Annotated in this window: 12 protein-coding genes and 1 tRNA gene; 2 read left to right on the top strand and 11 right to left on the bottom strand. The window is 59.5% G+C overall.

The genetic code is table 11. From position 1 onward, the window contains the following. Positions 1–139: 139 nt before the first annotated feature. From FHS21_RS19620 to mepA, 8 genes are all read right to left on the bottom strand, one after another. Positions 140–1,717: an MFS transporter gene (locus FHS21_RS19620; RefSeq protein ID WP_183663716.1), complete on the bottom strand. Its 1,578-nt coding sequence runs from the start codon at positions 1,715–1,717 to the stop codon at positions 140–142. 594 nt (positions 1,718–2,311) lie between these two features. Continuing rightward, a tRNA-Leu gene (locus FHS21_RS19625) sits at positions 2,312–2,396 on the bottom strand. A gap of 178 nt (positions 2,397–2,574) precedes the next feature. After that, a complete protein-coding gene (locus tag FHS21_RS19630) occupies positions 2,575–3,195 on the bottom strand; it encodes a 2,3-bisphosphoglycerate-dependent phosphoglycerate mutase (RefSeq protein WP_112529522.1) in 621 nt (206 codons plus the stop codon). A gap of 24 nt (positions 3,196–3,219) precedes the next feature. Next, the gene (gene dapB, locus FHS21_RS19635) at positions 3,220–4,026 is read right to left on the bottom strand and encodes a 4-hydroxy-tetrahydrodipicolinate reductase (protein WP_183663803.1); all 807 of its coding nucleotides are present in this window, start codon (positions 4,024–4,026) and stop codon (positions 3,220–3,222) included. A gap of 26 nt (positions 4,027–4,052) precedes the next feature. After that, the gene (locus FHS21_RS19640) at positions 4,053–5,885 is read right to left on the bottom strand and encodes an ABC transporter ATP-binding protein (RefSeq protein ID WP_112551611.1); all 1,833 of its coding nucleotides are present in this window, start codon (positions 5,883–5,885) and stop codon (positions 4,053–4,055) included. A 155-nt stretch (positions 5,886–6,040) separates the two neighbouring features. Further along, on the bottom strand, positions 6,041–7,069 hold the full coding sequence (locus FHS21_RS19645; protein WP_112529528.1) for a glucokinase: 1,029 nt from the start codon (positions 7,067–7,069) through the stop codon (positions 6,041–6,043). Next, positions 7,069–7,488, bottom strand: coding sequence for a methylglyoxal synthase (locus tag FHS21_RS19650; protein ID WP_112529530.1), 420 nt, complete (start codon positions 7,486–7,488; stop codon positions 7,069–7,071). The genes FHS21_RS19645 and FHS21_RS19650 overlap by 1 nt, the downstream gene beginning before the upstream one ends. Before the next feature lie 115 nt (positions 7,489–7,603). Next, the gene (gene mepA / locus FHS21_RS19655; protein ID WP_183663718.1) at positions 7,604–8,620 is read right to left on the bottom strand and encodes a penicillin-insensitive murein endopeptidase; all 1,017 of its coding nucleotides are present in this window, start codon (positions 8,618–8,620) and stop codon (positions 7,604–7,606) included. A 124-nt stretch (positions 8,621–8,744) separates the two neighbouring features. Here mepA and FHS21_RS19660 point away from each other — a divergent pair, with 124 nt between their 5' ends. Then, positions 8,745–9,785 (top strand): zinc-dependent alcohol dehydrogenase family protein, encoded by a 1,041-nt coding sequence (locus tag FHS21_RS19660; RefSeq protein ID WP_112529532.1) that lies wholly within the window; start codon positions 8,745–8,747, stop codon positions 9,783–9,785. 181 nt (positions 9,786–9,966) lie between these two features. On the opposite strand, the gene FHS21_RS19665 is transcribed toward FHS21_RS19660, so the two are convergent. From FHS21_RS19665 to FHS21_RS19675, 3 genes are all read right to left on the bottom strand, one after another. After that, complete coding sequence (locus FHS21_RS19665) at positions 9,967–10,836, bottom strand: SDR family oxidoreductase (RefSeq protein ID WP_183663720.1); 870 nt, start codon at positions 10,834–10,836, stop codon at positions 9,967–9,969. Further along, the gene (gene queG, locus FHS21_RS19670) at positions 10,836–11,978 is read right to left on the bottom strand and encodes a tRNA epoxyqueuosine(34) reductase QueG (RefSeq protein ID WP_183663722.1); all 1,143 of its coding nucleotides are present in this window, start codon (positions 11,976–11,978) and stop codon (positions 10,836–10,838) included. Before queG ends, FHS21_RS19665 begins: the two co-directional genes overlap by 1 nt. A gap of 67 nt (positions 11,979–12,045) precedes the next feature. Continuing rightward, positions 12,046–12,738 (bottom strand): glutathione S-transferase family protein, encoded by a 693-nt coding sequence (locus FHS21_RS19675; protein ID WP_112529538.1) that lies wholly within the window; start codon positions 12,736–12,738, stop codon positions 12,046–12,048. A 171-nt stretch (positions 12,739–12,909) separates the two neighbouring features. On the opposite strand from FHS21_RS19675, the gene FHS21_RS19680 reads away from it, so the two are divergent. Beyond that, positions 12,910–13,716, top strand: a complete 807-nt coding sequence (locus tag FHS21_RS19680) for an undecaprenyl-diphosphate phosphatase (protein WP_112529540.1) — start codon at positions 12,910–12,912, stop codon at positions 13,714–13,716. Positions 13,717–13,803: the final 87 nt, after the last annotated feature.

The following is a 13,803-nucleotide window of genomic DNA, read 5'->3' on the forward strand; positions in this document are numbered from 1 at the left end:
CCGCGTCAGAGTCAGGGCCGCCTTGCAAACGTCCTGAAAAACCTCGCGCAGAGCGTCGAGGATGCTCAAACTCCGAGTTTTTCAACGATATCGGCGCAAAGCGGCCATTCGAGGATCGGATCATTTCGCTCCTTCGATGTTAGGCATTTCTTCCAGATTTCCCCCATTTGGTCCTGTGGCCCCGAGCTCGGGAAGACCTCGAACCGGGATGCCGCCGACCAATCGCCAGAACAGTGAGGAGCGCCCCGAGGAGGGCGAACGCGGCGCTCACCGCGAAAACCCACGTGACGGCTCCCGCAAACGCATCTTGGGCTATCATAAGCAAGACGTCGCCATTTTCCTTGGGGATTTGCCGCGCCGCGGTGACCGCACTTCCGAGTGTGTTGCGAGCCATCTCGACCGCCTCCACCGGCATCCCATCCAGCTGAGCATTGTTTACCCGGCTCCGATAAATCGCCGTAACAAGGCTGCCGAGGAGGGCAATGCCGAGCGCGCCCCCGAACTCGCTACTGGTTTCGGCGATGCCGGAGGCCATACCGGCCTTCTCGGGTGGAACGGAGCCAACCATCATGTCGGTGGCCAAGGTGAAAACCGGTGCGAGCCCCAGAGAGAAGACGGTGTAGCCGATGATAATTGTCGGGAGCGTGGCCAGCTCGCCGGCGCGGGTAAGAACTAAGAAACCCGCCGCCGCAAGTAAAAAGCCTGTTGCCATCACGGATGTCGGCCGGCGTCCTTTGACGAGGAGCGGCGTCAGCATCGAGCCGGCAACGAAGGCGAGCCCTGAGGGTACGCTCCAGAGGCCCGCCTCGAAAGGCGTGAGACCCAACACCAGTTGAAGAAACTGTGCGATGAACAAAAAAGCGCTGAAGGCAACGAAGAAACCGATCACATTGACGGCGAGGGCGGCGCTGAAGGCCGGCTGACGGAACAGCTCTAGATCAATCAGGGGTTCGCGCAGTACCTTTTGGCGCCGGACAAACATGGCACCGAAGACCACGCCCGTTGCCACGCTCAAAAGCGTAACCCAATTAAAGCCGATTTCGGCCGCCTGCTTGATCCCGTAGATCACGGCAAGAACGGAAACGAGCGATAGGGCTGCGCTTATGATATCCAGCCGTCCGGCTTCAGGATCACGATATTCGGGTAGGTAAATTGGGCCAAGCACGAGCAGCAGCGCCATGATTGGAACCGCGATGAGGAACACCGATCCCCACCAGAAATAGGTGAGTAGAACGCCGCCGACTAGCGGACCGATTGCGCCGCCGGCCGAAAAGCTGGCGATCCAGACGCCGATCGCAAAGGTCCGCTCGCGCTCGTCCAAGAACATGTTACGAATAAGGGAAAGTGTCGACGGGGCGAGTGTGGCGGCTGCAATGCCCAGCACGGCCCGGGCGGCTATGAGCATTGCTGCGCTGGTAGAAAAGGCGGCCAGCACTGAGGCCGCACCAAATGCCATGGCTCCAATCAGCAGCAGTTTGCGACGGCCGATACGGTCGCCCAAGCTCCCCATCGTGACAAGGCAGCCGGCGAGCAGAAAGCCATAAATATCCACGATCCACAGCAGTTGCGAGCTCGTTGGTTCAAGATCGGCGCTGAGATGCGGCGTTGCGAGGTTGAGGACCGTTAAGTCCATAGAATAGAGCAGGCAGGGCAGCGCGATCACGGCAAGCCCGAACCATTCGCGCCGCGTTGCTTTTGGGGGTCGAGTGGCTGTCATGACGATCCTTTTGACAGACAGAGTTGACGTTCTCATCAGCCGGATACAGCGCTTAAGGGGCCGTGTGGCGCGTTTTTCCACCGCTATTCAGTGCTGGGTAGCTACACAGATTTCCCTCCCAGACAGGCAAGGTTAGAAATAGCGACGAGGTGACGAGGAAGTTAAGCGTTTCCAACATCGACATGACATTTCCTTTCACAAGCACGCAACCAGCGCACTTAGTCGAACGACGATCCGCGCGGGGTTAATCCGACAACCCGATGATGCAACTGTGGTAACAGTGTTGTGATGTCCTCGCTAACACCGCACACATCTATGCGGTGCAATGCGGCCTTCCGCATCAGCCGCCTAGACTAAATCGTCACTCTTGTGGGAAGCTGTTCCGCGACGTGAAACTGATCTCTCGGAATTCCGGAGATTTAGGCATAAGCCGAAATGTGCCGTTATCGGGATTTTCAAAGGAACGTCTGTCCCATCAGCCGTCGCTAGGGTTGCAATAGGACGGCAGCGGACGCCAGAAAACAAAAAAGCCCGGAAAACCGGGCTTTTTTTGTCTGATTTCAGTACCGTATTGGACGGTGTGAAATGGGAATTTGGTGCCCAGAAGAGGACTCGAACCTCCACGCCTTGCGGCACACGGACCTGAACCGTGCGCGTCTACCAATTCCGCCATCTGGGCAGCGGGGTTCCATGTAAGGGGCGCTTCAGAGTCTGTCAATCCATTTGCCGGGGAATTCGTCAGCGATCGTCAGCTTCATGCCATGCCCGCCTGCAAACAGCGTTCTTCTGCGCTCCGGTGCTCGAAAACCACCGTTTTCGCCTGATGTGAATCTCGACAGAGCCTGGGCGTAGGCCGGTCAGCCCTCGAGAACTTCCTTGGAAGCGACTGTCGAATCCGCGTTGAGCTTGTAGACGATCGGAACGCCAGTCGCGATCTCCTGCTCGACGATCTCCTCGCCCGTCAGGCCCTCCAGCGCCATGACCAGCGAGCGCAGGGAATTGCCATGCGCGACAATCAGCACATTTTCGCCGCGCAGCACGTGCGGCTGCACGTCGTGCATGTAATAGGGCCAGACGCGCGCACCGGTATCGCGCAGGCTTTCACCGCCGGGCGGCGGAACGTCATAAGACCGGCGCCAGACATGCACCTGCTCTTCGCCCCATTTGACGCGAGCGTCGTCCTTGTTGAGGCCGGACAGGTCGCCATAATCGCGCTCGTTCAAGGCCTGGTCGCGGACTGTTTCAAGGCCGGTCTGGCCGATCTCTTCGAGAATGTGATCGAGGGTCGCCTCGGCGCGAGAAAGCACCGACGTAAAGGCGATGTCGAAATGCAAGCCCATGGCCTTCAGCCGCTGACCGGCATCCTTGGCTTCCTCGTGACCGAGCTCGGTCAGCGCGGGGTCGCGCCAGCCGGTGAAGAGGTTCTTCAAATTCCATTCGCTCTGGCCATGGCGGACAAGGACGAGGGTTCCGGACATTGCAAATTCTCCTGTTGATCGAAGCTATTGATTGAGGCCGAGAACGTCGGCCATGGAATAAAGGCCGGGTTTGCGGCTTCTGCCCCAAAGCGCTGCCTTGACGGCGCCGCGCGCGAATATCGTGCGATCTTCCGCATGGTGCGAAAGGGTGATGCGCTCGCCCTGGCCGGCAAGGATGACGGAGTGGTCGCCGACGACGGAGCCGCCGCGCAGCGCGGCAAAACCGATCGTGCCATTCTCGCGTGCGCCGGTATGACCGTCGCGCACCAGGACGCTGTGCTGGCCGAGCCCTATGTCGCGGCCTTCGGCGGCGGCTTCGCCCAGCAGCAACGCGGTGCCCGAGGGCGCATCAACCTTGTGCTTGTGGTGCATTTCAAGAATCTCGATATCGAAATCATCCGCGCCGAGCGCGCGCGCCGCCTGTTTGACGAGGACGGCGAGCAGATTGACGCCAAGGCTCATATTGCCGGATTTGATGACGACCGCATGACGGGCGGCTGCGGCAATCTTGACCTCGTCCTCGCTTGTGCAGCCGGTCGTGCCGATGACGTGGACGATACGTGCCTGTGCCGCCAGCTCGGCAAACGCCACACTCGCGGCAGGCGTCGTGAAATCGAGCACGCCCTCGACGCCGGCAAACGCTGCTGCCGCGTCATCCGTGATCGAGACGCCAAGATTGCCGACGCCGGCAAGATCACCCGCATCACTGCCGATATGGGGTGAGCCGGGCCGTTCAATGGCTCCGGCAAGTATCGCGCCGGGGGTGGCGTGGATCACGCGGATCAGCGTCTGGCCCATGCGCCCTGCTGCGCCGACAACGGCAAGTTTCATTGGCGTCGTGGGCTGTTCCGCTGGGCTCATTCGGCTGGTCTCGCTATTCGATGTAGTATTTCTTCGCTGTCATCGATGATGGGCGACTCTTCCTTGCCCTGCAATTGATAGAAGCGGGCATAGACCCCGTTGGGACGGGCGAGCAACGTCTCGTGCACGCCTTCCTCCACAACGCGTCCGGCCTCCATGACGACGATATGGTCGGCGTTGACGATAGTCGACAGGCGGTGGGCGATGACGATCGTGGTACGCCCTTGCATGACGCGCTCCAGTGCCTGCTGCACGCGCTTTTCCGATTCATTGTCGAGTGCGGACGTCGCCTCGTCGAGAAGCAGGATGGATGCATTGCGGACGATGGCGCGGGCGATGGAAAGCCGCTGGCGCTGGCCGCCGGAAAGGGTCACGCCGTTCTCGCCGACTTCCGTGCCATAACTCTGAGGCTGCTGGCGGATGAACTCATCGGCGTTGGCGAGCTTTGCCGCCTCGATGATGTCCTCATCGGTCGCGTCCGGGCGGCCATAGCGGATATTGTCGGCGATCGTTCCTTCGAAGAGATAGGGCTGCTGCGAGACATAGGCGATCGACTGGCGCAGCGAGCGCTTGCTGACATAGGCAATATCCTGCCCATCGACGAGGATACGTCCGCCATTGATATCGTAAAAGCGCTGGACCAGGCCAATCAGCGTCGATTTGCCGGCGCCGGAAGCGCCGATGATGGCTGTGGTCTTGCCGGCTTCCGCCGTAAAGCTGATGCCATGCAGCACCGGCACGCCATTGCCATAGCTGAAGGTGACATTGTCGAATTGCACCTCGCCGCTCTGTACGGTGATTGGCACGGCGCCGATGCTGTCCGCCTGACGCGGCTCGATGTCGAGAATCTCGTAGATCATGCGGGCATTGACCAGCGAACGTTCGAGCCCAACCTGGACCCGCGCCAGACGGCGCACGGGATCATAGGCGAGGAGCACAGCCGTCATGAAGCCGAACATGGCGCCGGGCGGCTCGGCATTGTAGACAGCGCGGTAGCCTGTGTAGATGATCATCGAGGCGATTGCGATGCCGGCGATGAGCTCGGTTATTGGTGTCATGCGCTCCGAAACGCGGGCGATCTTGTTGGCGCGCTCCTCAGCCCGCTTGATCAACGCGCTGATCTTGATGCGCAGCTGGTCTTCCATGGTGAACGCCTTGACGATGGCGATGCCCTGCGTCGCTTCCTGCATGGCGCCGAGCAGGTGCGAGTTCAGTGTCACGGATTCGCGGTGGATGCTGCGCAGGCGTCTCGCCAGATAGCGGACAACAAGGATCAGCGGCGGCCCGACGAGCAGCGCGATCAGCGACAGGAATGGGTCGAGCAGAACCATGCTCACGATGAGGGCGATCAGCGTAGGCACGTCCTTGGCAATGGTCGTAACGACAATATCCAAAAGCTCGCGCACGCCGCCAACGTTCTGGTTGATACGGGCGGCAAGCTGGCCGGAGCGTGTGTCATGGTAGAAGTCGAGGCCGAGCTTCATCAGGTGATCGAAGACACGGGCTTGATAACGCGCGACGATGTTATTGCCGATTCTCGCCATCGTCACGGACTGGACATACGTTGCAATGCCGCGAATGACGAAAGCACCGAGAATGCCGAGACTGATCGGAAGAATGAGGTCTTCGCGGCGTTCGTAATAGATCTTGTTGATCACGTCCTTGAAGATATAGGCGACGAAAGCCGTCGTGCAGGCAACCGCAAGCATGGCGACGATGGCAATGGCATAGGAAGAGCGGTGATCGCGGACATTTTCGCCAAGAACCCGGCCGATGACGCGCTTCGCCTCGGATGGATCGATTTTCTTTTTCCTGGTCTGTTCGCTCATTACAGGCGGCAACTCGCTGGTACTGAAAAATCCGGCAAGGCATTGCTCTTGCCGCTTATTCAGTCCCTATAGCGTTATTGATCCGGCTTGCCTATCGGTTTTGGCCGCGGTTTCGCAGGGAGTAGACGAGTGTTGCTCTTGTGCCGACCCTGGATTTAGTCGCGCCGCCAGCGCCGTCCTTCAATGGAAACACCGAACCGGGTCGGTGTGCGCGCGAACGCGGATAGGCCGCTGAGCGCCGCGAGCGGATGCGTAATGACATAAACCGGCGTCTCACGCAGGATATCCCCGTGCGGCGCCTTGTCCTCGAAAGCCTTGCGGAACGCCGGATCCTTCAATGGCTCGATGATCTTCTGGACGATGCCGCCGGCAAGGTAAACGCCGCCGCGGGCCATGAATGTCAGGGCGAAATCACCGGCAAGCCGGCCGAGATAGGTCACGAACAACGCCAGCGTTTCCTTGGCTTCCGCAGATTCTCCGGAAAGGCCGGCCGAAGTGATGTCGGCGGGCGTCTGCAGTGTCGCATCGGTGCCTGCAACCTTGCAGATCGCGCGATAGATATTCTGCAGGCCACGGCCGCAGAGCAGCTGTTCGCCAGAGATGCGCCCCTCGATATGCTCGAGATGCGGAAAGATTTCGAGATCGCGCGGCGTGCGGGGCCCCATATCCACGTGGCCGCCTTCTCCCGGAACCGGAACCCAGCTTGAGCGTGCGCGGACCATGCCTGCCACCCCAAGGCCGGTGCCGGGTCCGAGCACGGCGCGGCTGCCATGCGGATCGCCTGCACCACCGCCAAGTTTTTCCAGATGCTTGGGTTCTAGCGAGACCACAGCGAGCGCCTGCGCCTCGAAATCGTTGAGCACGGTAATGTCGCGCAGGCCGAGCGTCTCCATCATCTGGTGCGGCTTGACCACCCAGGCGCAATTGGTGAGATCGATTTCGTCGCCTTCCACCGGTCCTGCGATGGCCAGGACCGCCGAACGCGGCTGGATCGAGGTGTGGTCTAGAATGGCGTTCTGGATCGCCTCGTCGATGGTCGGATAATCGGCTGTCTGCAGAACCGGAAATTCCTTCGGATCCGCATAGGCGTCGACCAGAATGGCAAATCGCGCATTGGTACCACCGATGTCACCAACCAGGATCGGAAACTTCATGATGTGGTCGGTATCTGCCTGTGTAACCATTATCGCTTCCCTAATGTATTTTCCGCTGCGTCATCGCGCAGCAAACCTCGCTTTTGCACCAGAACCTCGGCAGTCGCCCGGTTCAAGGCCATCGGAATATCGTAGACGCTTGCGAGCCGCATCAGCGCCTTGACGTCGACATCATGCGGCATGGGAGACAGCGGGTCGACAAAGAAAATCAATCCGTCGATCTTTCCCTCGGCAATCAACGCACCGATCTGCTGGTCGCCGCCGAGCGGTCCGCTCTTGACTCGCGTGATGGTCAGTGAAGGACAAGCTTCCTGAACGAGCCCGCCTGTCGTGCCCGTGGCAACGATCGTGCAAGGTGCAAGCAACCTTTCATAGGTGCGAGCAAAATCCACCATGTCGTCCTTTTTCTGATCATGCGCTATCAGCGCGAGGCGAAATGGCTGTGTCATGAAAACTCTGTATCGGGTCCAACCCTAAATCGATTGAAACCCTATACTCAATTCATGACGGCATGAAAAGACCGGGACGAAAAAAGACCTTGGCTGCAAACAGCGGTTGCAGCGCCTATTGGCCCTGAACCGGTAGGTTGTCGGGCGCCTCTTCGTCGTCAGGTTCTGCGACCGACGCAGGCGGATTTCCGACGGACGCGGGCTGGGCCGCCTTGCCACGGACGCCGTAGGTCACTTCCTCGACAGATTTCGGGCCGGGCGCCTCCAGCACCTGCGCGCACTGCTTCGGCAGAGCAGACAGCATCATGACCTTTGGCTTGACCGGCTTCTTCGGTGGCGGCGCCTTTCTCCACGGTTCATCGGTAAACCACCATGCGAGGGGCTTGCCGCATCCATCGTCACTGCCCGTCGGTTGTTGCGGCGTGCAATTGGGTGAACCCGGCTGGCATTTTATTCGGATATGGAAGTGGTAGAAGTGGCCCCAATAGGGTCTAACTTTGGCGAGCCAGCTGCGATCACCCTGTACCGTATCGCAGAGTTGCTTCTTGATGCCGGGATGGACGAATATACGCTCGACTTCCGGATAGGTTGCGGCTGTCTTCAACAGGGCCGTGCGCGAGGCGGTCCATTTTTGCGGATCGACGTAGAGTGTATCGCCCTTGAGCATCGAGGTTGCAGAAACCGTCTCCCGCTCTTGGTCGGTGAAGCGTCTCTTCGGCATCGGCGTCAGCCAGATATCGGCATCGAGGCCAATCTGGTGCGACGCATGGCCGGTGATCATCGGTCCACCGCGCGGCTGCGAGATATCGCCGATCAGCAATCCATTCCAATTCGCCTTGACGGCGGCGTCGCGAGACAGTCTTTCGATCAGGCTGATCATGTAGGGATTGCCCCAGCGGCGATTGCGCGACAGGCGCATGACCTGCCAGGTCGGACCGTCCGTCGGAAGGGCGACGCCACCGGCCAGGCAGCCCTTGGCATAGAAACCCACGGATTGCGCCTTGCCGACGGTGGGCAAGGTCTGCGCCCCGAACAATTGCTTGGCGGGACCGTCGACCGCCACGGCATCGACGGCGCTGGTGAACGAAATGAGCAAGCCGAGCGCGAGACGCAACAAGGGTTTCGATTTCATGATTTGCCATTCCCACAAGTGACCGCGATAAATTGAGTCGCCGATCCGGGCTTTATGATGGCCAGATTCGCTGCAAAGTCGCAATATGGCGCGGTGAACAACTGCGAATCGAACGGAGCGTCCCATGAGAGCTGTCATTTTCGAGCAATTCGGCGAGACGCCCGATGTGCGGACAGTAGATGACCCCTCGCCAGCGGCAAGGGGCGTGGTCATCAAGGTCGAGGCGACTGGCCTGTGCCGCAGCGACTGGCATGGCTGGATGGGGCACGATGCCGATATCGTCCTGCCGCATGTGCCGGGACACGAACTGGCCGGGACCGTGCAGGCTGTCGGCAAGCACGTGACGCAATGGAAGATCGGTCAGCGCGTCACCGTGCCCTTCGTCGGCGGCTGCGGCCATTGTTTCGAGTGCAATTCCGGCAACCATCAGGTGTGTGAAAACCAGTTCCAGCCTGGGTTCACTGCCTGGGGTTCCTTCGCGGAATATGTTGCGGTGGATTTTGCCGATACCAATCTTGTCGCGCTGCCCGATACGCTGGATTTTGCCACGGCGGCAAGCCTCGGCTGCCGCTTCGTTACCTCGTTTCGCGCTGTCGTCGATCAGGCAAGGGTCAAGCCGGGTGAATGGGTAGCGGTGCATGGCTGCGGCGGCATTGGTCTTTCGGCGATCATGATCGCGACGGCGATGGGTGCCAATGTTATCGCCATCGACCTGACCGAAGAGAAACTTGCCTTCGCCCGTGAGCTTGGCGCCGTTGCGACGATAAATGGCCGCGAGAGGCAGGATGTGATCGGTGCGGTGCGGGAAATCACCAAGGGCGGTGCGCATGTCTCTATAGATGCGCTCGGCCATCCTTCGACCTGTTTCAACTCCATTGCCAATCTGCGCCGCCGCGGCCGCCACGTGCAGGTGGGGCTGATGCTTGGCGACCACGCGCATCCGCCGATCCCGATGGACAAGGTCATCGCGCATGAGCTCGAGATCTATGGCAGTCACGGCATGCAGGCATTCCGCTACAAGGCGCTGATGGACATGCTTGAAACGGAGAAACTGCAGCCGCAAAAGCTGATCGGCAAGGAGATCACGCTGGATGATGCCCCCGCCGCGCTGATGGCGATGGATCGCTTCGAGGGATTGGGGATCAACGTGATAACGCGGTTCTAGAGACCTTTGCCAATCCACCCTGACGGACTTCCAATGCGCAGTCCTTTACCCTCCCCCTTGTGGGGAGGGTGGCTGCAAAGCAGCCGGGAGGGGTTTTGAGACTTCGGCTGTTGCGAAAGAAAGACCCCTCCCCGTCGCTGCGCTCCGTCCCTCCCCACAAGGGGGAGGGTAGCGGGCCGCACTATTTCCAAGTTCCATCGCGCCACATGGTCGCGAAGGCGGTGCCGTAGTCGGGATAGCGGAATGAAAAGCCGAGCGCCTTGATGCGTTTATTGGAAACGCGTTTGTTCTCGCCGTAGAACGAGCGCGCCATCGGCGTCAGCGGCGCTGTATCGAAATCAGTCTCTTCCGGGGGTTCGAGGCCCATCAGTTCCGCCGCATAGGCGACGACATCCTGCGGCGGTGCCGGTTCGTCATCGGTTATGTTGAAAATGCCGGCCTCATTGCGCAGGCTGAGAAAAACCAGAGCGCCGGCAATATCATCGACGTGGATACGGTTGAACACCTGCCCTGTCTTGTTCAGACGGCGCGCGCTGCCGTTGGCGAGATTGACGAAAGCGTTGCGGCCCGGCCCATAAATGCCGGCAAGTCTCAGGATAGCGAGCGGAACGCCGCGCTCATCCGCCAGTTGCTGCCAGCCCTGCTCGGCAGCGACACGTTCGGTGGAACGGGCAGAAAGCGGGTGGCATGGCGTATTCTCGTCGACCCATGCACCGCCATGATTACCATAGACGCCGACGGTGGAAAGATAGCCGATCCATTGCAGCTTGGGCATGGCGTGCCGAATGGTCTTGCCAAATTGTGCCAGCACCGGATCGCCGCTCTGCCCGGGTGACGTCGAGATGACGAGATGCGTGACACCGGCGAGGACATCGACAATCTCCTGCGAGGCGTGGGTGCCATGAAACAGGAACGGCGTGATGCCATCCTTCTTGAGGTCAGAAAATTTGGCGCTATCGCGCGTCGTCCCGCCGATGAAATCCGCTTGACCATCAATGACTTTGGCAAAGGCACGCGCCGAATATCCGGCACCGAAGAGAAAAATGTTCATTATTGATTTTTCGCGGCTTTGTGCCACTCGGTCAAGACGCTCGCGTCATTTTCCTGCGCGGCTCCGTGCATGGGCAGGGCTGCGAACCGGTCTTCATCCATCAGTTCACTCAAGGCCCACACGGCGGCACCGCGCACAAGTGGCGAGGAATCGGCGAGATGCGTTTTGACCGTTTCGATCAGGCCCGGGTCGCCGGAATTGCCGCTGGCGATAAGCACATTGCGTATGAAACGGTCCCGGCCGATGCGCTTGATCGGTGACCCCGAGAACATCGTGCGAAATGCCGCGTCGTCCAACATCAGAAGCGACGCGAGCGACGGCGATTTCAGGTCGTCGCGCGCCTGAAGCTTGGTCTCACGAGCGGTCTCGGCAAATTTGTTCCACGGGCAGACGGCGAGACAATCGTCGCAGCCATAAATGCGGTTGCCCATCGCCTTGCGAAATTCGAACGGGATGGGCTCCTTGTGCTCGATGGTGAGATACGAGATGCAGCGTCCTGCATCGAGCTGATAGGGCGCCGGGAACGCATTGGTCGGGCACACGTCGAGGCAGGCGTGGCACGAGCCACAATGATCTGCCTCACGTTCATCGGGCGGTAATTCCGCCGTGGTGAAGATCGTACCGAGAAACAGCCACGAGCCATGACTGCGGCTGACGAGATTGGTGTGCTTGCCCTGCCAGCCGAGGCCGGCGGCTTCGGCTAGCGGCTTTTCCATGACCGGTGCAGTATCCACGAAGACTTTCAAATCTTCGCCCGCAGCGCGGGAGGCGAAACGGCTGGCGACGCCTTTGAGCTTGCCCTTGATGATGTCATGATAGTCGCGGTTCTGTGCATAGACTGAAATCGCGGCCCTGTCCTTGTGCTTGATGATTGCCATGGGATCACTGTCCGGCCCGTAATTCATGGCAAGCACGATGATCGAACGCACCTCCGGCCACAGATTGTGCGGACTGGCGCGGCGCTTTTCCGTTTCCTGCATCCAGTCCATGCTGGCGTGGCGTCCGAGCGCCAGATATTGGCGCAAGCGCTCTTCGGCGCGTGGGATAGCATCCGGCCCGGTGATGGCGACCAGATCGAAGCCGGCCGCACGCGATTCCTCAAGGATGAACTGCTTCAGCCGCTGTTGTTGGTTTGAGTTCATCCTGCATGAACCTTGTGCATGCGCCGATATATCTCTCCCCCACAAGGGGGGAGATAAGTAGGTGCTATCAAAAATCCAGATCGCCATAATGCGACGATGGCGGCAAGCCGCGCACCCGATCCGACAGCAATGGCCGGAACGAAGGACGCGATTTCATCCGCGTGTACCAGTCGCGCGCCGCTTTATATTCGCCCCATTTGATTTCGCCAAGATAGTCGAGAATCGAGATCGAAGCGGCGGCTGACATGTCTGCATAGCTCGGCGCCGGTCCGGCCAGCCAGTTGCGCGTTGCCGTCAGCCAGTCGATATATTTCATATGCTGGGTGATATTTGTCCGGGCCGCACGGATAGCGCCTGAATCCGGCGCTCCGCCACCCTGTTCGGCGGTCATGTGCAGTTTGAAAATGCGTTCGCGAGCCATATGCCGGGTCACTTCATTTTCCAGCTTCGTAAGGAACCAGTCGACCAGCCGTCGCACTTCGGCGCGGTTGAGCGAATCTTCAGGAAACAACCGGCGGCTGCGCTTTAGCGCGCCGCGTGTTTCGTCGATATATTCGGCGATTACGGAAGCCCCTGAAACCGGAACATCGCCTTCGGCCAGAAGCACCGGCAGGGTCCCCGCCGGGTTGAGCGCCAGAAACTCCTTGCGCCGTGCCCAGCTGTTTTCTTCGATCAGCTCCACTTCAATGTCATATTCATTGAGGATAAGCCGGGTGTAGCGCGAGCCGGTGGACATGGGATGATGGAAGAGCGTCAACATGGCAGATTGGTAAATCTTTCAAACTGGTATTTTATCCGCACCGTCGTCTCGCGACAGCCGCGTCGGACCTGCGCCAAACCTATAGGCGCAACCTTAGCACGAGACAAGTAAACAGGATTTCACCAACAGCCGGTTATCTCCCAGCCGGCATCCATCAAGAAAGCGGTAATTATGGAAACACAGACGATTGTCGAAGCGGCCTTTCTTGGCTTGCTGGAGGGAATAACCGAATTCCTGCCGGTGTCGTCAACGGGGCATCTGTTGCTCGCGGGGCATTTCCTCGGCTTCGAATCCAATGGCAAGACGTTCGAGGTGTTGATACAGCTCGGCGCGATTCTGGCGATCCTGAGCGTCTATTTCGGCCGACTCGTGAATATTGCGCGCGATCTTCCAACCGATCCGAAAGCGCGCCGTTTCGTTACAGGCGTCCTTATCGCGTTCCTCCCTGCTGCGGTTATCGGGGCGCTCGCCCATGACATCATCAAGACCGTACTGTTCGAATCGCCCATGCTGATCTGCGTGATGCTCATCATCGGCGGGCTGATCTTGCTTTGGGTCGACCGGGTCGAACTGAAGCCGCGCTATACCAATGTCATGGATTTTCCGCTGGGTCTCTGCTTCAAGATCGGCCTGATCCAGTGCTTTGCCATGATTCCCGGTACGTCGCGTTCTGGTGCGACGATCGTCGGAGCGCTGCTGCTCGGAACTGACAAGCGCTCGGCAGCCGAATTTTCATTTTTCCTGGCAATGCCGACAATGGCCGGCGCCTTCGCCTACGATCTCTTCAAGAACCGCCACATACTGACCTTGAACGATGCGTCGTTGATCATTATCGGCTTTATCGCGGCATTCATATCAGGCGTCTTCGTCGTCCGGTATTTGCTGGACTATGTCTCGCGTCACGGTTTTGCATTGTTCGCATGGTGGCGGCTGGTCGTTGGGACGCTCGGATTGGTCGCGCTGATTTTGATGCGGTAAGGAAGCACTGCTCTTTACCCTCCCCCTTGTGGGGAGGGACGGACCGCAGGTCCGGGGAGGGGATTCTTAAATGCCAGAGCGGGTCGG

The sequence above is a fragment of the Phyllobacterium trifolii genome (assembly GCF_014192095.1).
Lineage (GTDB): Bacteria > Pseudomonadota > Alphaproteobacteria > Rhizobiales > Rhizobiaceae > Phyllobacterium > Phyllobacterium trifolii.

Excerpts from the sequence above, each read along its gene's own strand:
- FHS21_RS19680 (WP_112529540.1), top strand. The coding sequence starts at position 12,910 with ATGGAAACACAGACGATTGTCGAAGCGGCCTTTCTTGGCTTGCTGGAG.
- FHS21_RS19660 (WP_112529532.1), top strand. The coding sequence starts at position 8,745 with ATGAGAGCTGTCATTTTCGAGCAATTCGGCGAGACGCCCGATGTGCGG.
- FHS21_RS19650 (WP_112529530.1), bottom strand. The coding sequence starts at position 7,488 with ATGACACAGCCATTTCGCCTCGCGCTGATAGCGCATGATCAGAAAAAG.
- FHS21_RS19645 (WP_112529528.1), bottom strand. The coding sequence starts at position 7,069 with ATGGTTACACAGGCAGATACCGACCACATCATGAAGTTTCCGATCCTG.
- FHS21_RS19675 (WP_112529538.1), bottom strand. The coding sequence starts at position 12,738 with ATGTTGACGCTCTTCCATCATCCCATGTCCACCGGCTCGCGCTACACC.
- FHS21_RS19665 (WP_183663720.1), bottom strand. The coding sequence starts at position 10,836 with ATGAACATTTTTCTCTTCGGTGCCGGATATTCGGCGCGTGCCTTTGCC.
- dapB (WP_183663803.1), bottom strand. The coding sequence starts at position 4,026 with ATGAAACTTGCCGTTGTCGGCGCAGCAGGGCGCATGGGCCAGACGCTG.
- FHS21_RS19620 (WP_183663716.1), bottom strand. The coding sequence starts at position 1,717 with ATGACAGCCACTCGACCCCCAAAAGCAACGCGGCGCGAATGGTTCGGG.
- mepA (WP_183663718.1), bottom strand. The coding sequence starts at position 8,620 with ATGAAATCGAAACCCTTGTTGCGTCTCGCGCTCGGCTTGCTCATTTCG.
- queG (WP_183663722.1), bottom strand. The coding sequence starts at position 11,978 with ATGAACTCAAACCAACAACAGCGGCTGAAGCAGTTCATCCTTGAGGAA.
- FHS21_RS19630 (WP_112529522.1), bottom strand. The coding sequence starts at position 3,195 with ATGTCCGGAACCCTCGTCCTTGTCCGCCATGGCCAGAGCGAATGGAAT.
- FHS21_RS19640 (WP_112551611.1), bottom strand. The coding sequence starts at position 5,885 with ATGAGCGAACAGACCAGGAAAAAGAAAATCGATCCATCCGAGGCGAAG.